General features: G+C 68.8%; 18 protein-coding genes. 7 read left to right on the top strand and 11 right to left on the bottom strand.

All coding sequences use genetic code 11. The annotated features are described in order from the left end of the window. Window positions 1-13: 13 nt before the first annotated feature. From E1181_RS03450 to E1181_RS03460, 3 genes are all read left to right on the top strand, one after another. Window positions 14-619, top strand: coding sequence for a TetR/AcrR family transcriptional regulator (locus E1181_RS03450; protein WP_235875970.1), 606 nt, complete (start codon window positions 14-16; stop codon window positions 617-619). Window positions 620-803: 184 nt separating this feature from the next. After that, window positions 804-1583: a hypothetical protein gene (locus E1181_RS03455; RefSeq protein ID WP_132672404.1), complete on the top strand. Its 780-nt coding sequence runs from the start codon at window positions 804-806 to the stop codon at window positions 1581-1583. 207 nt (window positions 1584-1790) lie between these two features. Beyond that, window positions 1791-2039, top strand: a complete 249-nt coding sequence (locus E1181_RS03460) for a hypothetical protein (RefSeq protein WP_235875973.1) — start codon at window positions 1791-1793, stop codon at window positions 2037-2039. A gap of 62 nt (window positions 2040-2101) precedes the next feature. On the opposite strand, the gene E1181_RS03465 is transcribed toward E1181_RS03460, so the two are convergent. The 8 genes from E1181_RS03465 to E1181_RS03500 all read right to left on the bottom strand — a co-directional run bounded on the left by E1181_RS03465 (window position 2102) and on the right by E1181_RS03500 (window position 13810). Beyond that, window positions 2102-4321, bottom strand: coding sequence for a 3-hydroxyacyl-CoA dehydrogenase NAD-binding domain-containing protein (locus E1181_RS03465; protein ID WP_132672405.1), 2220 nt, complete (start codon window positions 4319-4321; stop codon window positions 2102-2104). Between the two features lie 14 nt (window positions 4322-4335). Further along, window positions 4336-5550 carry an acetyl-CoA C-acetyltransferase gene (locus E1181_RS03470; RefSeq protein WP_132672406.1) on the bottom strand — a complete coding sequence of 405 codons (1215 nt, stop codon included), beginning with the start codon at window positions 5548-5550 and terminating at the stop codon, window positions 4336-4338. 234 nt (window positions 5551-5784) lie between these two features. Then, window positions 5785-7101 carry a (Fe-S)-binding protein gene (locus tag E1181_RS03475; protein WP_132672407.1) on the bottom strand — a complete coding sequence of 439 codons (1317 nt, stop codon included), beginning with the start codon at window positions 7099-7101 and terminating at the stop codon, window positions 5785-5787. Next, on the bottom strand, window positions 7101-8339 hold the full coding sequence (locus E1181_RS03480; RefSeq protein WP_132672408.1) for an FAD-binding oxidoreductase: 1239 nt from the start codon (window positions 8337-8339) through the stop codon (window positions 7101-7103). Before E1181_RS03480 ends, E1181_RS03475 begins: the two co-directional genes overlap by 1 nt. Continuing rightward, a complete protein-coding gene (locus tag E1181_RS03485; protein WP_132672409.1) occupies window positions 8339-9841 on the bottom strand; it encodes an FAD-linked oxidase C-terminal domain-containing protein in 1503 nt (500 codons plus the stop codon). Before E1181_RS03485 ends, E1181_RS03480 begins: the two co-directional genes overlap by 1 nt. Before the next feature lie 350 nt (window positions 9842-10191). Next, complete coding sequence (locus E1181_RS03490; protein ID WP_132672410.1) at window positions 10192-11352, bottom strand: alkaline phosphatase family protein; 1161 nt, start codon at window positions 11350-11352, stop codon at window positions 10192-10194. Window positions 11353-11413: 61 nt separating this feature from the next. After that, a complete protein-coding gene (locus E1181_RS03495) occupies window positions 11414-12556 on the bottom strand; it encodes an acyl-CoA dehydrogenase family protein (RefSeq protein WP_132672411.1) in 1143 nt (380 codons plus the stop codon). A gap of 123 nt (window positions 12557-12679) precedes the next feature. Continuing rightward, window positions 12680-13810, bottom strand: a complete 1131-nt coding sequence (locus E1181_RS03500) for a CaiB/BaiF CoA transferase family protein (RefSeq protein WP_132672412.1) — start codon at window positions 13808-13810, stop codon at window positions 12680-12682. A 128-nt stretch (window positions 13811-13938) separates the two neighbouring features. Between E1181_RS03500 and E1181_RS03505 the strand changes: the two genes are divergently transcribed. Next, window positions 13939-14655 carry a MerR family transcriptional regulator gene (locus E1181_RS03505; protein WP_132672413.1) on the top strand — a complete coding sequence of 239 codons (717 nt, stop codon included), beginning with the start codon at window positions 13939-13941 and terminating at the stop codon, window positions 14653-14655. Between the two features lie 156 nt (window positions 14656-14811). Next, window positions 14812-16146, top strand: coding sequence for an AMP-binding protein (locus tag E1181_RS03510; RefSeq protein WP_132672414.1), 1335 nt, complete (start codon window positions 14812-14814; stop codon window positions 16144-16146). Window positions 16147-16214: 68 nt separating this feature from the next. On the opposite strand, the gene E1181_RS03515 is transcribed toward E1181_RS03510, so the two are convergent. Beyond that, on the bottom strand, window positions 16215-17516 hold the full coding sequence (locus tag E1181_RS03515) for an MFS transporter (RefSeq protein ID WP_132672415.1): 1302 nt from the start codon (window positions 17514-17516) through the stop codon (window positions 16215-16217). 231 nt (window positions 17517-17747) lie between these two features. Between E1181_RS03515 and E1181_RS03520 the strand changes: the two genes are divergently transcribed. Continuing rightward, entirely contained in the window at window positions 17748-18140 is a 393-nt protein-coding gene (locus E1181_RS03520; protein WP_132672416.1) for a YidH family protein, read from the top strand. A 1-nt stretch (window position 18141) separates the two neighbouring features. Further along, a complete protein-coding gene (locus tag E1181_RS03525; protein WP_132672417.1) occupies window positions 18142-18468 on the top strand; it encodes a YidH family protein in 327 nt (108 codons plus the stop codon). On the opposite strand, the gene E1181_RS03530 is transcribed toward E1181_RS03525, so the two are convergent. After that, on the bottom strand, window positions 18465-18881 hold the full coding sequence (locus E1181_RS03530) for an organic hydroperoxide resistance protein (protein WP_132672418.1): 417 nt from the start codon (window positions 18879-18881) through the stop codon (window positions 18465-18467). The genes E1181_RS03525 and E1181_RS03530 overlap by 4 nt on opposite strands. After that, window positions 18878-19351 (bottom strand): MarR family winged helix-turn-helix transcriptional regulator, encoded by a 474-nt coding sequence (locus E1181_RS03535; protein ID WP_235875982.1) that lies wholly within the window; start codon window positions 19349-19351, stop codon window positions 18878-18880. The genes E1181_RS03530 and E1181_RS03535 overlap by 4 nt, the downstream gene beginning before the upstream one ends. Window positions 19352-19465: the final 114 nt, after the last annotated feature.

Genomic DNA, 19465 nt, shown 5'->3' on the forward strand with positions numbered 1-19465 from the left:
GTAGGGTTGATTCGTGACGAGGTCAACTGCACCGGCCAGCGGCCGCAAGCGAATGTCCCGGGCCGAGCGCGAGACGCAGATCCTGGAAGTCGCGGAGCGGGTTTTCGCCGACGACGGTTACCAGGCGACCTCGATGGACGACATCGCCAGCCAGGTGGGCCTGTCCAAACCGATGCTCTACGAGTACTTCGGCTCCAAGGAAGGACTGCTGCTGGCCTGCCTGCAGCGGTCCAAGGCCGAACTCCTCGAAGCCACCAGCCGCGCCGCCGCCGAGGCGACCAGCCCGGAGCAGAAGCTCAACGACTGCCAGCTGGCCTTCTTCCGCTTCAGCGACGACCACGCGCAGGCCTGGGCGCTGCTGCGCAACGAGTTCTCCATCCCCAGCGCCTCGGTCAACACCGAGCTGGAGGCCATCCGCGTCCAGCAGCGCTACTTCACCGCGGACCTGCTGCGATCGGTGTGCGAGGACCTCGACCACGAGCAGGCGGAGGCCTACGCCGAGGCGATCATCGGCGCCAGCGAGCGGCTCGCCCTCTGGCGCGACCACCACCCGGAGGTCACCGCCGAGAAGGCCACTGAGCACATGATCGCGCTGTTCGCTCCGGGCCTGGGCTTCTAGAACCACCACCGGGCGTGGGGTGCGAAGCGGTGCATGGGAACCTCTCTCCCACTGTCGCACCCGGGCTCACGCGCAGATCTTCACTCGTTCGGGCTGCATTCGCCGCTCGCGGCTCAAGATCCTCTACAACGTCTCCGATGTCGAGTCAGCCGTGCCAACACCTCCGACTCGAGGAGATCCAATCTTGCGCTCCTGGACCACGCGCACAGTCAAGGCGGCCGTCATGGCCGCGGGCCTCGCCACTGTCGGCACCGGTGCCGCGAACGCGGCGGGAACCACCGACATCGAAAAGCCCGATCTGACGTCCGTTCCGGACGAGATCACCGCCGGGATCCCGGCCAACGCCTGCAAGATGCAGGAAGGGCCTTCGTTCAGCCCCACGAAGGCGCCGTGCGCCGACACGCAGCTGGACGTGAACTCGCCGAACGTCATCAAGAAGGTCGGCGTCGACATCACCAAGACCGGGCACGGCATCGCCGGTGAGCTGCAGGACGGCCGTCCTGTGCTCGCCCCCGGCAAGCCGAACCGCGTGCTCGGGCACGTCTTCGCCGAGACCACCCGCGTTTCGAAAATGACCAAGACCCGGCCGACCGTCGGCGGCTCGGTGACCCCGGGCCACCTCGGCGTGGTGTACGAGCACACGCCCGACGCGGCGCTGCTGGACACCGAGATCGGCCCGCGCAAGCCGAACCACCAGGGCTTCTCCGCCGTGGACACCGCGGTTGCGCTGACCGCCGCCCAGGGCTACGAGTCCGAGCCCATCAGCAACCCGGTGGCCCTGGTCGCACCGACCCTGCAGAACAACCCGCTGCAGACCTCCGGTGAGCCGCTGACGCTCGCCAAGCCCAGCGACGTGCTTCCCGCGACGAAGAACACGCCCGTCGTGTCCGAGGCCGACAAGGTCGTCAGCGGAGCCGCGGAAGCTCCGCTGCAGCGGATCAGCGGCGTCCTACCGCTGGACTGAGCAACGCGATTCAGCCGGAAATCCACTGTGGAATGTCCGATTCAAGTCACTCCATCGAGGGTATTCGGCTGAAAACGCCCTTCTGAGTTCGACTTGGGCGCGCGCCGTGTCGCAGACTCTGCCGCGCGACACAGGAGAAGCGCAGGAATTCCCTGTGCCGCAAGGGTTTAACACCCTGAAGAACAGTCATCCATAAGGAGAACCACAGTGCGTACCGCTGCACGTATCGCCGGCGTTGCCGGCGCCGCCACCGCCATGCTGGCCCTGGCCGGCCCGGCGTTCGCCGACAGCGCGGACAACGAGGGCGTCAACGGGGCGAACGACAACAACATCAGCGCCGTTCCGGTGCAGCTGTGCGGAAACAACGTCGCCGCCGTCGGCGCGGTTGTCCCCATTCTGTCGCCGCAGACCCCGAAGTGCGTCAACGCCCCGGTTGTGGACCACCCCGAGGGCTGAGCTCGCTGAGCGAACGACGAGGCGCCGGGCCCGTTTCGGGTCCGGCGCCTCGTCATGTCAGCTCACTCGGCCGCAGTGGCCTTCACGATCTCCGCGTCCGGCTCGCCGTTGTCGAACGGTTCGCCGTTGGCAGCGCGCTTGACCAGCGATTCCGGCGGTTGGAACCGGTCGCCGTAGCGCTCCGCGAGTTCGCGGGAGCGGGCGACGAAACCGGCCAGGCCACCCGGGTAGCCGTTCATGTACTGCACGACGCCGCCGGTCCACGGCGGGAAGCCGATGCCCATGATCGAGCCGATGTTGGCGTCCGGCACGGACGTCAGCACGCCCTCGTCCAGGCACTTCACCGTTTCCAGCGCCTCGACGAACATCATCCGCTCGGTCAGGTCGGTCAGGTCGACCGCTGCGGGGTCGGTGTCGGCGGACCCGAAGTGCTCCACCAGGCCCGGCCACAGTCCGGTCCGCTTGCCGTCGGCGTAGTCGTAGAAACCAGCACCGCCGGAGCGACCGGGACGGTCGAACTCCTCCACCATGCGGTCGATGACCTGCTCGGCGGGGTGCGGAACCCACGTGCCACCAGCGGCTTCCACGGCCGCCTTCGACTCGTCGCGGATCTTGCGCGGCAGGGTCAGCGTCAGCTCATCGAACAGCTGCAGCACCGGAGCCGGGAACCCGGCCTGCGAGGAAGCCTGCTCGATGGAAGCCGGGCGGATCCCCTCGGCCAGCATCGCCACGCCCTCGTTGATGAAGGTGCCGATGACCCGGCTGGTGAAGAACCCGCGACTGTCGTTGACCACGATCGGCGTTTTGTTGATCTGACGCACCACGTCGAACGCGCGGGCCAGCGCGCGGTCGCTGGTCTGCTCGCCCGAGATGATCTCCACCAGCGGCATCTTGTCGACCGGCGAGAAGAAGTGCAGCCCGATGAAGTCCTCGCGCTTGCGGACACCTTCCGCGAGGTCGGTGATCGGCAGCGTCGAGGTGTTCGAGCACAGCAGGGCGTCGTCGTCGATGACGTCCTGGATCTCGCCGAAGACCTGGTGCTTGAGCTTGAGGTTCTCGAAGACCGCCTCGATGACCAGGTCGCAGCCCGACAGCGGCTCGATCTGGTCGGTCGCGGTGATGCGGCCGAGCAGCTCGTCGGCCTTCTCCTGCGTGGAGCGACCCCGGGCGACGGCCTTCTCCAGGATCTTCGCCGAGTAGTCCTTGCCCTTCTCGGCGTTCTCCAGCGAGACGTCCTTGAGGACGACCTGCATGCCGGCCTTGGCGCAGACGTAGGCGATGCCGGCGCCCATCATGCCGCCGCCGAGCACCACGACCTTCTTCGCCCGGAACTCCGGTTCACCGTCGGGACGGCTCCCGCCGGCGTTGATGTGCTGCAGGTCGAAGAAGAACGCCTTGCTCATGTTCTTCGCGGTCTGGCCGCACACCAGCTCGACGAAGTAGCGGCCCTCGATGTCCAGGGCGGTGTCGAAGTCGACCTGGCTGCCCTCGACCGCTGCGGCCATGATGTTGCGCGGCGCGGGCATGGGGGCGCCCTTGAGCTGCTTGCGCAGGTTGGCCGGGAACGCGGGCAGGTTGGCGGCGAACTTCGGGGACGACGGGGTGCCGCCGGGGATCTTGTGGCCGGGGGTGTCCCACGGCTGAGCGGCCTCCGGGTTGGCCTTGATCCACTCCTTGGCCTTGGCCAGCATCTCCTCGGGAGTGTCGACCAGCTCGTGGATCAGGCCGGTCTTGAGCGCCTTCTCCGGTCGCAGCTGCTGCCCCTGCAGCAGAACGTTGAGCAACGCCTCGGCGATGCCCAGCAGCCGCACGCTGCGCACCACACCGCCTGCGCCGGGCAGCAGCCCGAGGCTGACCTCGGGGAAGCCGAAGCGGGCCTTGGGGTTGTTCAGCGCGACGCGGTGGTGGCAGGCCAGCGCGATCTCCAGGCCGCCGCCGAGCGCGGTGCCGTTGAGCGCGGCGACCACGGGCTTGCCGAGCGTTTCCAGGCGACGCAGCTGCTTCTTGACGTTGGCCGTGGTCGCGGAGACGGCCTCGGCGTCGCCGGGACGGGCTTGGATGAGTTCACGCAGGTCGCCGCCCGCGAAGAAGGTCTTCTTCGCGGAGGTGAGGACGACGCCGGTGATGTTGTCGCGCTCGGTTTCCAGGCGGTGCAGGATCGCGTCCATGCTGGCCTGGTAGCGCAGGTTCATGGTGTTGGCCTGCTGCTGGGGGTCGTCCAAGGTCAGCACGACGATTCCGTCGGCGTCGGACTCCCAGCGGATGGTGTTCTGCTCGCTCATGTCTGATGTGTCCCTCAGCCGATCCGTTCGACGATGGTCGCGATCCCCATGCCGCCACCGATGCACAGCGTTGCCAGGCCGTATCGGAGGTTGCGGCGTTCGAGTTCGTCGATGACGGTGCCGAGGATCATCGCCCCGGTGGCACCCAGCGGGTGGCCCATGGCGATGGCACCGCCGTTGACGTTGACCTTGTCGTGGTCAACGCCGAACTCCTTCATGAACTTCAGCGGAACTGCGGCGAAGGCCTCGTTGATCTCGACCAGATCGATCTGCTCGATGCTCATGTCGGCCTTGGCCAGAGCCTTGCGCACGGCCGGTCCGGGGCCGGTGAGCATGATCGTCGGGTCGGCGCCCGAGAGCGCCGCGGAGACGATGCGGGCGCGCGGCTTGAGCCCGGTGCGTTCCCCGAGGCCCGCGCTGCCGATCAGCGCCAGCGCGGCACCGTCGACGATGCCGGAGGAGTTGCCGGCGGTGTGCACGTGGTCGATGTTCTCGACCCAGTGGTACTTCTGCAGGGCGACGGCGTCGAAACCGCCCATCTCCCCGATGTCGGCGAACGAGGCCTTGAGACCGCCGAGGGAGTCGGCCGTGGTGCCGGGGCGGATGTGCTCGTCGCGGTCGAGGACGGTCACGCCGTTGCGGTCCTTGACGGGGATCACGGAGTTGCCGAAGCGGCCATCGGCCCACGCCTTGGCGGCGCGGTCCTGCGACTCGGCCGCGTAGGCGTCCACCGTGGCGCGGTCGAAGCCTTCGATGGTGGCGATGAGGTCGGCGCCGATGCCCTGCGGCACGAACGACGTGGCGTAGTTGGTCTCGGGGTCCATCGCCCAGGCTCCGCCGTCGGAACCCAGCGAGACGCGCGACATGGACTCGACACCGCCGGCGAGGACCGCGTCCTCCCAGCCGGATCGAACCTTCTGCGCCGCGATGTTGACGGCTTCCAGGCCCGAAGCGCAGAAGCGGTTCAGCTGGACACCGGCGACCGTTTCGGGAAGACCGGCGGCGAGCGCGGCGGTCTTGGCGATGTCGCTGCCCTGATCGCCCACTGGCGAGACCACGCCGAGCACGACGTCATCGATCAGCGCGGGATCGAGCTGCGGATGACGGCGCTGCAGCTCCTCGATCAGGCTCACGGCGAGGGTGATCGGCTTCACCCCGTGCAGCGAACCGTTTTTCTTTCCACGACCCCGCGGTGTGCGGATCGCGTCGTAGACGAACGCCTCGGACATGTGTGGCGTGCCTCCTCATTGCGGCAGGTGCTCCACCCAGAGTGTGACACCAATGCTGTCACAGTCAATGACCGTCGCGCTGTCGGCCGGATGGAGCAGCGTGGTGTTCCGCGCATGGGAACCTTCCGTTCACCATCCGCCCGCGAACCCGGCCCGAGTTCAGCGATGAAGGTTCCCCTGCTGTCAACGACGAAGCGGGGCCGTCGCAACGACGACCCCGCTCCTCGGCACAACTCATCGCAGCAGCGAGTCCGCTCCCGCGCCGCGGATCGATGCGTCCAGCACCTGCACCGTGTGCGCCATCGACATGCTCTCCCCGCGCCGCTCCAGGGCGGTGCGGATCTGCATCGAGCAGCCGGGGTTGGCCGTCACCAGCAGTTCCGCGCCGGTGTCGAGCACGTTCGCGGCCTTGCGGTCACCGAGTTCCCGGGCGGGCTCGGGCTGCAGCAGGTTGTAGACACCGGCCGAACCGCAGCACAGCTCGGCCCGGTTGATCTCGCTGAGCTGCAGCTCGGGGATGGCGCGCAGCAGTTCGCGCGGTTGCGACCGGATGCCCTGACCGTGCGCGAGGTGGCACGCGTCGTGGTAGGCGATCTTCACCGGCAGCGGGTGGCGTTCGGCCACGGGACCGAGCTCCACCAGCAGTTCGGCGATGTCGCGCACCTTCGACGAGAACCGCTCGGCCTTCTCCCGGTACACCGGGTCGTCCTGGAGCAGTCGCGGGTACTCCTTGAGCGTCGACCCGCACCCGGCCGAGTTGATGACCACGTGGTCCACGCCGGACGCTTCGAAGGTGTCCAGCAGTTCGCGGGCGAAGCCGACCGCTTCCTCCTCCCGCCCCGAGTGCTCGCTGAGCGCACCGCAGCAGCCCTGCGACGGCGGAACGACCACGTCGCATCCCTCCGCTGCGAGGATTCGGGCGGTGGCCGCGTTGACGTCGGGGAAGAACGCCGATTGGACGCACCCGGTGATCATGCCGACGGTCGCGCGCCGCTGTCCTCTGGCCGGGATCCGCTGCGGGAGCTTCTCGGCGCGGCTGATGGGCGGGGCGAGGGATTCCATGACCTGGAGACCTGCGGGAAGCTTGTCCATCAGCCCGGTGCGCTTGAGCAACCGACCCAGCCGGGACCGCTGGTAGAGGGCGAGCGGTCCGCGCATCGCGCGGAGCCGCTTCGGGTAGGGGAACAGCGTGAAGATGGTCGTGCGCAGCAGTTTCTCGAACCGGCCGCGCTCGTGGTGGCGTTCGACCTGCGCACGGGTCTCGGTGATCAGCGTGCCGTACTGCACGCCCGATGGGCAGGCGGTCACGCAGGCCATGCAGCCCAGGCAGGCGTCGAAGTGCTCGACCACGTTGTCGGTGAGCGGTTCGCCTTCGAGCCCTTCCTTCATCAGGTAGATGCGCCCGCGAGGGGAATCCATCTCCTCGCCCCACAGGTCGTAGGTGGGGCAGCTGGGCAGGCAGAAGCCGCAGTGAACGCAGTCGTCGATGAGTTCGCGCTGCGGCGGGTGGAAAGCGTCGAAGGCACCTGGGCGGGCCGGGGTCTCTGTCATCAGATTCCTCCCACGAACCGGCCGGGGGCGAGCCGGTGTTGCGGATCGAACTGGTCCTTGGTTCGGCGCATCAGCGTGAGCGGTCCGGCGGCGAGGGGACCCCACGGGTCCACGACCTCCAGGACCTCGCGCGGAGCGCGTTCGAGCACCGCGTAGTCGGCGCGGTCTCGCAGTTGCGCGGTCAGCCGGGCGATCGCCGCCGGGTCCACTCCCGCCGGCAAGCCCACGTGCAGCACGCCGAGCCCGATCGCACCGCGCACGGAAATCGGCAGGTCGCCGAAGCTCTCCTCGATGACGGTCAGCAAGGCGCGCATGTCAGCGGGCTCGGCGCCGACGCGCAGCCCGGTGCCGTCGGCGTCGAAGGGGTGCTGCCCCCACCACTGCGGCGGCTGGTCGACGACCTCACCGCCGACCGCGGCCGCCAGTTCCAGCGCGCGGTCGTGAGTGGCAGAAGGGCGTCCTTCCAACTGTCCGCAGACCGTGTGCGCACCGCCGGCCGGCCGGTCGATCTCGATGGCGGTGGGCATGGCCTGCGAGTGGCGGATGGTGTCGGCGGCTTCCGCGGCCGCCGCGGGATCGTCGGCGGAGACGGTGATCCACCGGTGCTCGGCGGCCACGGGGTGCAGCCGGAACACGGCCTCGGTGATCACGCCGAGAGTTCCGAACGAGCCGGTGTAGAGCTTGCAGAGGTCGTAGCCGGCGACGTTCTTGACGACCTTCCCACCGGCTGTGGTGACGGTGCCGTCGGCGAGCACCACGGTGATGCCGATCAGGAGATCGCGCACGCCGCCGAAGAGGTGCCTGCACGGTCCGGAGGTCGCGGTGGCGATGACCCCGCCGACCGTGGCGGTGGCGAGGGGTTGGTCGATGGCGAGTTGTTGACCGCCTTCGCGCACGACGCGGTTGATGTCGGCGATCGGTGTGCCCGCCAGGGCGTGCACGACCAGGTCGCCTGCGGCGTGCTCGACGATCTCGTTGGCCGGCGAGACGTCCAGCAGCAGGTCGACGTCGCGGGGCGGGGCGCCCCAGTCGAGCTTGCTGCCCGATCCCTTGGGCACGACGCGCAGTTCGTGTTCGGCGGCGACCTTCATCGCCGCTGCTGCTTGTTCGGTTCCCTTCACCGCGGCCACCAGCTGGTGGCCGATTCCCTTGGCGTCGTCCGCGGCCGGGCGCACGTTGTCGGCGCCGAGCGCGGCCGCCAGTGCGTCGTGAGCGGCGTCGGTGGTCTTCGTGCGCATCAGAACTGCTCCGCCAATCCCGCTTCGGTCAGGGGGTGCACGCCTTTTCGCCGTCCCGGCACTTCCCCGCACAGCCTCGGTGTGGGGAAGACCTTGCCCGGGTTGCAGATCCCGACCGGGTCGAACGCGCAGCGGACTCGCTGCATGGTGTCGAGGTCGTCGGCGGTGAACATGCGGCCCATGTACTTGACCTTGTCCGCACCGACTCCGTGCTCGCCGGTGATGGAACCTCCGTGCTCGATGCACAGGTCGAGAATCGCGCCGGAGACGGCCTCGGCGCGTTCGCCCGCACCGGGTTCGGCGTCGTCGAAGAGCACCAGCGGGTGGAGGTTCCCATCACCGGCGTGGAAGACGTTGGCCACGCGCACGCCGGATTCGCTGGACAGGCGGGAGATGCGTCCCAGCACCTCGGGCAGCGCGGTGCGCGGGATGACGCCGTCCTGAACGATGTAGTCGGGACTGATGCGGCCCACCGCGGCGAAGGCCGATTTGCGGCCCTTCCAGATCATCGCCCGCTCCGCGTCGTCGGCCGCGACCCGGATCTCGAAGGCGCCGTGCGCGCGGCAGTGCCGTTCGACCTCGGCGAAGGTGTGCTCGACCTCGGCGGCCGGCCCGTCGAGCTCGACGACGAGCACGGCACCGGCCCCGTCGGGGTATCCGCACTGCACGGCTTGTTCCGCGGCCTCGATGGCCAGGGCGTCCATCATCTCGATGGCGGCTGGGGTCACGCCGTCGGCGATGATCGCCGACACCGCCGCGCCCGCCTCGTCCGTGGACGGGAAACCGGCGAGCAGCGTCTGCACCGCTTCCGGTTTGCGCAGGAGGCGCACGGTGATCTTGGTGACGATGCCGAGGGTCCCCTCGCTGCCGACGAAGGCCCCCATGAGGTCATATCCGGGGGCGTCGCGCGCATCGGCGCCGAGTTCGACGAGTTCGCCGTCAGGGGTGACCACCTCGATGCCGAGGATGTGATTGACGGTGAAGCCGTACTTCAGGCAGTGCGCGCCTCCGGAGTTCTCGGCCACGTTGCCACCGACCGAGCAGACCTGCTGGCTCGAGGGGTCCGGGGCGAAGTAGTAGCCCTGCGGCGCAGCGGCTTTGGTGACGTCGAGGTTGATGACGCCGGGTTCGACGACGGCCCGCTCGTTGGCGATGTCGATCTCCACGATGCGCCGCATCCTGGAGGTGACCACCAGAACTCCGGAGGAGTGCGGGAGCGCGCCACCCGACAGGCCTGTTCCAGAACCTCGCGCGACGAAGGGGATCTCGTGAGCGGCGCAGGTTCGCACGATGTCCCGGACCTGCTCAGCGGTCTCGGGGAGCACGACCACCGCCGGCACGACTCGGTGGCTGGCGAGCCCGTCGCATTCGTAGGTCCTCAGTCGCTGCGGGTCGGTGATGACCGCTGCGTCCGGCAGCACCGCGCGGAATTCCCGTATCGCGGTGTCCAGCGCGGCTGGGCTTCCCGCCGCTCGCTCGGTTTCGACACTGGCCGACTGCATCGTTCAGCCTCCCGGGAAACTTCCGCCTAGCAGAAAAACGGTTCCGTGAAAGGAAATCCTAGGTTGCTCACAACATAGATACAAGAGGTGGACAAGGCGGGTTCCTGTCTCCTCGAGTGTGCACGAATATGCACGTCGAAGACGATCTCCGCAGGTCGAGGCCGCGGTGGAGCGGTGAGCGAAAGGTTCCCCAGCACCACCCGATCGCCCCGTGCCCTGCCGGTGCCTGCGGTGAACGGAAGGTTCCCTCCCCCTCACCACGGACCTCGACCTTGAGGGGCCACCAGATCGTCAACGGCAGGTTTGGCAACCGGGCGAACCGCTGCTCGCCGACCACCAGCCGCGGGTGCTCAGCCTCCTGCCACCAGCATCGGCACCAGTTGTTCCGCTGCGGTCAGGGAACCGTGGTGGCCCCGCAGCTTCGACTCGCCGGGCTCGACCACCGAGCGGACCACCCCGGTCGTGCGCAGGATCGCCAGCACGTCACCGATGCGCGGGCTCACCGCCGCGGACACCGGACCGAAGTAGCCCTCGTCGATGGCCTGTTCCCCGGTGATCACCGCACCTCGTTCGCCGACGGTGTCCCGCCACGCGGCCAGCACGTCGTCCCGCGCGCCGGGGTGGGCGTAGACGTGGCGCACGCGCACCTCGCCTCCGAGCAAGCGGACGCCGTCCAGCAGCGCGGGGTCGCTGTCGGCGTCGATCGCCTCTGCCGGGTCGAGGTCGACCATCCCGTGATCGGCCACGACGCCGAGCACCACGCCGGGCGGTAGCTGTTCGGCGACCATCTGCACGAACGCGTCGATCTGCCTCAGCTGCATGCGCCACTGGATCGAGCCGGGTCCGTGGATGTGTCCGAGCAGGTCAACGCCACCGTGGTAGCCGTAGCAGAGGGTGGGGCCGGGGCTGTCGGCCGCGTCGAGGAGCTCTGCGGCGAGGTCTCCGAACTCGCGCACACCGCGGAACCGCCCACCGCGCAACGAGGCCCTGGTCAGGCCAGACCCTTCGAAGTGCGGGGGCACCGCCGTGCGGACGTCGACACCGGCGGCCACGGCTCGTTCGAGCACGGTCGTGTTGGGCTGCACCTGCTCCGGGGGCCACTTCTCCATCAGGCTGGCCCGCTCGCCCTCAGCGCCGGTGGGGGCGCTGCGCGCGGTCCAGCTCAGCGGGTGCAGCAGGCCACCGCCGGGTTCGGCGAAGGTGTAGCCGACGAGTCCGTGCTCGCCGGCGCACCGGCCGGTGGCCAGCGAGGTGATGCTGGTGACCGTGGTGGTGGGGAACCCTGCTGTCAGTGGCGGCGAGTGCTGCAGGCTCGCCAGGAACGGCGCATCGGATTCGTGCGCTCGCAGCAGCTCGTGCCCGAGCCCGTCGATCAGCAGCACCAGGGCGTTGCGGCACGGCGGGATGCCGATGGTGTCGGTGTAGCGGTCGATGCCCATCGCGGCCAGCATCGACGGCAGGACGTCGCGCAGCGCGCGACCATCGGGGTCGGGGGCGACGATCCAGTCCACGGCTCGTCTCCTTCACAGCGGGATGCGGGAACCGGCGGGGCGCCGGTTCCCGACGACGCCGTCAGAATCCCATGGATCGACCGATGATCTCCTTCATGATCTCGGTCGTGCCGCCGTAGATGGTCTGTACCCGCGCGTCCAGGTAGGCCTTGGCGACCGGGTACTCGGTCATGTAACCGAAGCCGCCGTGCAGCTGCAGGCAGCGGTCGATGACCCGCTTGTTGAGTTCGCTGAGCCACCACTTGGCCATGGCCGCGTTCTCGATGCTGAGCTCACCGCGCACGTGTTCCTGCACGCAGCGGTCCGCGAAGACCTGCCCGATCTGGACCTCGGTGGCCATCTCGGCGAGTTCGAAGCGGGTGTTCTGGAACTTGCCGATCGGGCGGCCGAAGGCGGTGCGATCACGGCAGTAGTCCTTGGTGATCTCCAGGATCTTGGCGGCGGAGGCGATCGAGGCCACGCCGATCGACAGCCGTTCCTGCGGCAGGTTCTCCATCAGGTAGATGAAGCCCTGGCCTTCTTCGCCGAGGAGGTTGCGGGCGGGCACGCGCACGTCGTTGAAGAACAGCTCGGCGGTGTCCTGGGCCTTCTGGCCGATCTTGTCGAGGTTGCGGCCGCGTTCGAAGCCGGGCATGTCGCGCTCGACCACGAGCAGGCTGATCCCCTGGTGCCCCGCGTCCGGGTCGGTGCGGGCCACCACGATCACCAGGTCGGCCATGATGCCGTTGCTGATGAAGGTCTTCTGCCCGTTGATCACGTAGTCGTCGCCGTCGCGAACCGCGGTGGTGCGGATGCCCTGAAGGTCGCTGCCTGCGCCGGGCTCGGTCATGGCGATGGCGGAGATGAGCTCTCCGGAGCAGAACCCGGGAAGCCAGCGCTGCTTCTGCTCGTCGTTGGCCAGCTTCATCAGGTAGGGCGCGACGATGTCGTTGTGCAGCGGTGATCCGAACCCGGAGACACCCGCGGCGACGAGTTCCTCGTCGAAGACGACGTTGAACCGGAAGTCGTCGACACCGCCGCCCCCGTACTCGTCGTCGACGGCGAAACCGAGCAGGCCCTGCTCACCGGCGGCGCGCCAGGACTCCCGGCTGACCTGCCCCGCGGCCTCCCACTCCTCGATGTGCGGGACGAGTTCCTTGTTGATGAAGGTCCGAGCCGTTTCGCGGAACGCCTCGTGCTCGGCCTCGAACAACTCCCTGCGCATCTTCACGCTTCCTTCCGGTTGGTGGCGGGTGGCGGGAGGACGGGAGGAAGGGAACCTTCCTGTCATCGCCGGCCCGCGAAGCCGCTGTGCGGGAACGGATGTGTCGGTCGACCGCGCCGCGGATCATCGCGGAGCGGAGTGCATTGCCCCCGAGTCGAGCAGGTCTTGGGGAAGGCCCCAGTCGCGCAGCACCTCTTCGGTGTGCGCGCCGGGGGCGGCGATGGCGCCGGGCGCGGGGTTCGAGGTGCGGCTGAACCGGGGCGCGGGTGCCGGCTGCACGCGTCCGTCGCGGCGCACCAGGGTTTCGCGGGCGGCCATGTGCGGGTGCTGTTCGGCTTCGGCCATGGACAGCACCGGTGCGACGCAGGCGTCGGAGCCGTCGAAGATCTCGGTCCACTCCTGGCGCGTGCGCTGCTTGAACTTCTCGGCGAAGGTCTCCCGCAGTTCCGGCCACTTCGTGGCGTCGTCGCGGTCTGGGACCTTTCCTGTCAGATCGAGCTTGTCCAGCAGCTCGGCGTAGAACTTGGGCTCCAGTGCGCCGACGGAGATGTATCCGCCGTCGGAGGTTTCGTAGACGTCGTAGTAGGGCGCTCCGGTGTCGAGCAGGTTCGTGCCGCGTTCCGTGCTCCACCCGCCGGATCCGAAGAAGCCCCACAGCATGGTTCCGAGGTGGGCGGTTCCGTCGACGATCGCGGCGTCGACGACTTGGCCGCGTCCGCTCACGCGGGCTTCCAGCAGTGCGGCGAGCACGCCGACCGCCAGGTACATGGCTCCCCCACCGAAGTCGCCCAGCAGGTTCGCCGGCACCTGCGGTGGGCCGCCCTTGCGGCCGATGAGGTGCAGCATTCCGGTGAGCGAGACGTAGCCGACGTCGTGGCCGGAGGTGTGGGCGAGCGGTCCTTCCTGTCCCCATCCGGTCATGCGCCCGTAGACCAGTCGGGGGTTGAGCTCCCAGCACTGGTCGGGGCCGACTCCGAGCCGTTCGGTGACGCCGGGCCGCAGTCCTTCCAGCAGCACGTCGGCCTCCTGGGCCAGTGCGAGGACAGCTTGCGGGCCTCGTTCGTGCTTGAGGTCGACCTGCACCGACCGCTTGCCCCGGTTGAGCAGGTCGTCGGCACCGCCGGCGCCGGGTCGGTCGACGCGGACGACGTCGGCGCCGAGGTCTGCCAGCAGCATCGCGCAGAAGGGTGCCGGGCCGAGACCGGCGAGCTCGACGACTTTCACTCCGGCCAAGGGGCCGCCCGTTGCGGTCACGACAGAATCCTCTCCACGACGCGCCAAGCCCGAGCCTCGGACAACGCTGTGTCACGCGACACGCGAATCATGACGCAATCAGTGTTACATCGTTGGTGTAACAGCGGTCAAGGAGTAACGTGACCGGCATGCTCCGAACTGCGGACGAAGAGCTCACCATCGACGAACTGGCCGCCCGTGCCGGAGTGACCGTGCGAACGGTCCGGTTCTACTCGTCGCGCGGCCTGCTGCCGGCTCCCCGCCTGCGCGGCCGTCTCGGACTCTACGGCGCTGAACACCTCGCGCGACTGGATCTGATCCGCGAGCTGCAGACCCTCGGGTTCACCCTGTCCGCGATCGAGCGGCACCTGCAGCGCATCCCCGAGGGCTCCTCGCCGGAGGAACTCGCCCTGCAGCGCGCGCTGATCGCGCCGTGGACCGACGAGCACGCCGAAGACCTCGACCGCCACGAGCTGGACCGCCGCGCAGGCCGCCATCTGGACGACGACCTGGTCGCGCACCTGGTGGAACTGGGGATCCTGCAGCGCATCGACGATTCCGACAAGCTGCGGCTGCCCAGCCCGGCGATGCTGGGAGTGGGCCTGCAGATCCTCGACCTGGGGCTGCCGCTGGAGATGCTGGTGCAGGCCAAGGGGATCGTCGAGCGGCACACCGCGCAGATCGCCACCGAACTGCGGGAGCTGTTCGCGGAGAACGTGCTGCGGCCCTACATGGAGCACGGACGCCCGGAGGACGAGCGCGAGCGGGTGCGCGTGGTGACCGACCAGCTCCGCCCCTTGACCATTCAGGTGCTGGTCAACGGCTTTCAGCACGCCGTCAACGACGTCATCCGCGACCACGTCTGATTCCTCCCGTATTTCCGGAAAATCAGCGAAGTGAACCGGTTCGTCGGAACGTGATTCCAGCTTTCGGCGCTGGTTTCGACCGGGCCTGATCAGGTTTCATCGCCTCAACGCGCGTCAATCGCAACCGCTGTTCGGGGCGAGGGGAGATCGGCTGCGATGAGCACCTGGGACGACTGGGCCGAGGCAGCACTGGAAACGACGATCCCACGACTGTTCTCCCGCAACACCGCGCAGTTCCCGGACCAGCCCGCGCTGACCGACGACGACCGGACCCTCACCTGGAAGCAGGCCGGCGAGGAGGTCGAGCTGCTGGCCGCCGCGCTCAGCGAACTCGGTTTGCAGCGGGGCCAGACGATCCTGCTGATGATGTCCAACCGGGCCGAGCACTGGCTCGCAGACGTCGCCGCGACACACCTGGGCGCGGTTCCCAGCACCTTGCACCCGGCGCTGAGCCAGGACCAGGTGCACGCGATCGCCACCCACAGCCGCGCCCGAGTGGTGGTGCTGGAGAGCAACGACCAGCTGCGGCGGTGGGCGAAAGCGCTGCGCAACGACAGCACGGTCGAGCACGTCGTGGTGCTCGACGAAGCCGTGATGATCAGCGCGGACCACCGCTTCCGAACCTGGGACGACCTGCGAAGACACGGTGCGCAACGACTGCGCGACGACCCCGGTCTGCTGCAGCGGGAAAGCGCACCGGTCGCCCCTGCGACACCGGCGGCCATCATCTACCCGAGCGAGGACAGCGATCGGCTCAAGGGCGTGGTGCTGACCCACAGCAACATCTGCTTCGCCGCCGCCGCGCTGCACCACCTCACCCGCCCCGAACCTCACACCGCGCGCCTGAGCTACCTGCCGCTGAACCACATCGCCGAACGCGTCGTGGGCGTCTACGCGGCGATCCACGACGCCGCGCACGTGCACTTCTGCGGTGACCGCGACGAGGTGCTCCACGAGCTGCCGAGAGCTCGTCCCGCTCTGTTCTTCGCCTCCCCGCAGGTGTGGTCGCAGCTGGCCGGTCTGCTGCGCGGCGTTCCGCCGGAGCAGCGCCGAACGCCGCGGGACCGCGAGCGGGTGCGGGCTCGCGTCGGGCTGGACCGGACGGTGTGGCCGTCGGTCGGCTCAGGCCCCCTCGACCCCGAGGTGCTGGAGCTGTTCAACGGCGTCGGGCTGGACATCTGCGAGCTGTGGGGCCTGATCGAGACCACCGGTTGTGCCACCACGAATCGTCCCGATGCCCGTCGCACCGGCACGGTCGGTCGCGCGATGCCCGGCATGGAGGTGCGCATCGCTTCCGACGGCGAAGTGCTCGTGCGCGGACCGCTGGTGTGCGCGGGCTACCTGGAGGCCGACGGGATGATCCGTCCCGTCACCGACGCGGAGGGCTGGCTGTCCACGGGCGACGTCGGCGAGCTCGACGCGGACGGGTACCTCACGATCACCGGGCACAAGCCGGAGCTGTTCGGCGGCGACATGCACTTGGCCTTGTGACCGCGAGAGCGTGGGAACCTTCCTGCCATCGGTGAACCCGGCCGTCGCAGGGGTTCACCGGCCCGCGGTCACTTCTCGTCGCGGCGGGACCAGCGGGTCGGTTCACCGGTGAGGGCCAGGCAGGCGATGGTGATCGCCGCGCCGAAGACCAGGTACGCCGAGATGGGCCAGGACTGCCCGCCGGAACCGGTCAGCAGCGCGGTGGCCACCACGGGCGACAAGCCGCCGCCGAGAACCGATCCGCTCTGGTAGCCCAGCGACACACCGGTGTAGCGAACCCTGGTGGGGAACAGTTCCGCGCAGAAGGCCGCCATCGGCCCGAACACCGCAGCCGCGCCGCCGTAACCCACGATCATCGCGAGCACGATCAGCGCCGGGCTGCCGGTGTCGATGAGCCAGAACAGCGGGAAGGCGAACACCGCGAGGAAGGTTCCCCCGCCGAGCATCACCTGCGTGCGGCCGAGCCGGTCCGACAGGTGCGAGAACAGCAGGATTCCGGCGATCTGGGCGGCCGAACCGGCGAGGCTGCCCAGCAGCATCACGCCCCTGGTGACTCCGACCTCCTCGGTGCCGTAGGTCAGCAGGAACGTGGTCATGATGAAGATGAACGCGTTGAACCCGAGGTTGACGCCGGCGGCGAGCAGGATCTGCCGCCAGGCGGTGGCGAAAGCTTCGGCGACGGGCAGTCGCGCGCGCTCGCCGCGCTGCCGGATGGCTGCGAACTCGGGGCTTTCGGCCAGGCGCAACCGGACGTAGAGGCCGACGCCGACCAGCACCAGGCTCAGCAGGAACGGCACCCTCCACCCCCACTCCAGGAACTGCTCGCCGGAGATCGCGGTGGTGGCGGCGAATGCGCCGGTGGCGAGGAACATGCCGGTCGGGGAGCCGATGAAGGTCCAGCCGCCGTACCACCCGTGCCGGTTGGCGGGTGCGTGTTCGACGGCCATCAGCACGGCGCCGCCCTGCTCGCCGCCGAGGAAGAACCCCTGGACGAGTCGCAGCGCCACCAACATCGCCGGAGCCCACACGCCGACCTGCTGGTAGGTGGGCAGCAGGCCGATCGCGGCCGTGCACACGCCGGTGACGCTGAGCGTGATGACCAGCATGAGCTTGCGGCCGACGAGATCGCCGAAGTGACCGATCACCGCCGCCCCGAGCGGGCGGGCCAGGAATCCCGCGCCGAACGTCGCGAACGCCAGCAGCGCCCCCACCCACGGATCACCGGAGGGGAAGAACAGCTTGTTGAACACCAGACCGGCGGCGGTGCCGTAGATCAGGAAGTCGTAGAGCTCGATGGTGTTGCCGACCGCACTGGCGAAGGCCGCCTTGCGCACCGTGGACTTGTCGGGGTGCGCGACTCCGACGGCCATCCGACCTCCAGTTTTCGCTCGTGGGCGTCGACCGCCCGAGTGGTCGAGGGGAACCTCGATGCATTCGGGCGGGACGCGCGGCGCTGAGGTCCACGCCAACGATCTCCGGTCGTCGGGGAAACGTCCAGCCCTTTTCCCACGCACTGGATCGGCCGGGACGTGATGTGTGCCCCATCATTTCCGCAGGGCACTGGCTCTGGTTGCGCCGTTCGGACGAGATAACGTGAGGTCATGGCGACCGATGGCGAAGGTGAGAGCGCGCGCTGGCCGCGACGGCTCTACGAGGAGGGCGACGAGCCCGACCCCCGGTTCACGCTCGCCAACGAGCGGACGTTCCTGGCGTGGATCCGCACCGCGTTGGCGCTGATGGCCGGTGGTGTCGGCGTTGAGGCCCTCAACGCCGTTGCCGCTGAGCCCAGCGACATCCGCACGGTGCTGGCGGTCGCGTTGCTGCTGGCCGGGGTTCTGTGCAGCGGTACGGCTTTCACCAGGTGGGTGGCCACCGAACGGGCTCTGCGCCGGGGCAAGCCGCTTCCGGCTCCGCGGCTGGCTCCTGTGCTGGGCTACGGGTTGGGCGTGATCGGTGTGGCGGCCTGCGTGCTGCTGTTCGTGACCGGGTTCTGAGGTGGGCGAGCACCAGCCCTGGGATCCGGGTTTGCAGATCGAGCGCACGACCCTCGCCTGGTTGCGCACGGCGTTGGCGTTCATCGTGAGCCTGCTGGTGCTGCTCAAGCTGATCTCGCACCACAGCGCGATGGCCGCGGTCGTCTGCGCGCTGGCGACGTTGCCGACCAGCGGGGTGGTGGCGTGGCTGGTGTGGCGGCGCCACCAGCGCAGCGATCGGCGCCTGCGCGCGGAAGCACCGCTGCCGGGCGGGGCTTTGCCCGCCGCGACAGCGGTGCTGGCGATGCTCGCCGGGGCGACCGGCGCGGTGTACGTCCTGTTCGCTTAGGCGACGCGGACTTCGAGGGCGATGTTGCCGCGCACCGCGTTGGAGTACGGGCACACCGCGTCCGCGGCTTCGGCGAGCTGCTGAGCCTGTTCTTCGGGCACGCCGGGCAGTTCGACGAGGAGGGCGACGTTGAGGGCGAAGCCTCCGTCTCCGTTCGGGCCGATCCCGACCTCGGCGGTGACCGACGAGCCTTCGATCTCGACCTTCTGCTTGCGGGCGACGAGCTGGAGGGCGCTGTGGAAGCAGGCGGAGTAGCCGGCCGCGAACAGCTGCTCGGGGTTGGTGGCGCCGCCGGGGCCGCCCATCTCCTTGGGGATGGCCAGTTCGAGGTCGACCAAGCCGTCCGAGGTGCGGGTGCGTCCGCTGCGGCCTTCGCCGGTCGCGGTGGCCTCCGCCGTGTAGAGAACTGTCATCGCTTCGTCTCCCGATTCTCGGTGACCCGGCGTGCCGCGTCGTTCAACGTGGTCGTCAGGTTTTCCAATGTGGACCGCAGCTGCTCGACCTCGCCGAGGTCCATCCCGGTGGCGGAGACCATCCGCTGCGGGATGTCGCGCGCCTGCTGCCACAACGCGCGTCCTTCGTCGGTGACCTCGACGCGAACGGACCGCTCGTCGGCCTCGCTGCGCGAGCGGACGAGCAGCCCGCGGGTCTGGAGTCGTTTCAGCAGCGGCGACAACGTTCCCGAATCGAGCCGGAGGAGGCCTCCCAGCTCCTTGACCGTCAGCGACTCGCGCTCCCACAGCACCAGCATCACGAGGTACTGCGGGTAGGTCAGACCGACCTCGTCGAGGAACGGCCGGTAGAGGTTGGTGAAGGCCCGCGACGCGCTGTGCAGCGCGAAGCAGAGCAGCCGATCCAGCGTCGATCCCGATTCCGTCGTCACGAGAAGAATAGTAGCGCACAATTCAGTTGTGCACAACTCAATGGCGCGCAAGCGTCCCGTGGTCGATCACAGGGGGTTTCGGATTCCGCAGGTCAGCGCAGCGAGGCGGCCCGA

Origin of the sequence: Saccharopolyspora terrae (assembly GCF_004348435.1) — a bacterium.
In the GTDB taxonomy this organism is placed as follows: Bacteria; Actinomycetota; Actinomycetes; order Mycobacteriales; family Pseudonocardiaceae; genus Saccharopolyspora; species Saccharopolyspora endophytica.

What these genes read in the sequence shown, in the direction of transcription:
- E1181_RS03485 (WP_132672409.1), bottom strand. Translation starts at nt 9,841, where the DNA reads ATGCAGTCGGCCAGTGTCGAAACCGAGCGAGCGGCGGGAAGCCCAGCC.
- E1181_RS03510 (WP_132672414.1), top strand. Translation starts at nt 14,812, where the DNA reads ATGAGCACCTGGGACGACTGGGCCGAGGCAGCACTGGAAACGACGATC.
- E1181_RS03530 (WP_132672418.1), bottom strand. Translation starts at nt 18,881, where the DNA reads ATGACAGTTCTCTACACGGCGGAGGCCACCGCGACCGGCGAAGGCCGC.
- E1181_RS03480 (WP_132672408.1), bottom strand. Translation starts at nt 8,339, where the DNA reads ATGCGCACGAAGACCACCGACGCCGCTCACGACGCACTGGCGGCCGCG.
- E1181_RS03465 (WP_132672405.1), bottom strand. Translation starts at nt 4,321, where the DNA reads ATGAGCGAGCAGAACACCATCCGCTGGGAGTCCGACGCCGACGGAATC.
- E1181_RS03505 (WP_132672413.1), top strand. Translation starts at nt 13,939, where the DNA reads ATGCTCCGAACTGCGGACGAAGAGCTCACCATCGACGAACTGGCCGCC.
- E1181_RS03475 (WP_132672407.1), bottom strand. Translation starts at nt 7,101, where the DNA reads ATGACAGAGACCCCGGCCCGCCCAGGTGCCTTCGACGCTTTCCACCCG.
- E1181_RS03520 (WP_132672416.1), top strand. Translation starts at nt 17,748, where the DNA reads ATGGCGACCGATGGCGAAGGTGAGAGCGCGCGCTGGCCGCGACGGCTC.
- E1181_RS03495 (WP_132672411.1), bottom strand. Translation starts at nt 12,556, where the DNA reads ATGCGCAGGGAGTTGTTCGAGGCCGAGCACGAGGCGTTCCGCGAAACG.
- E1181_RS03470 (WP_132672406.1), bottom strand. Translation starts at nt 5,550, where the DNA reads ATGTCCGAGGCGTTCGTCTACGACGCGATCCGCACACCGCGGGGTCGT.
- E1181_RS03515 (WP_132672415.1), bottom strand. Translation starts at nt 17,516, where the DNA reads ATGGCCGTCGGAGTCGCGCACCCCGACAAGTCCACGGTGCGCAAGGCG.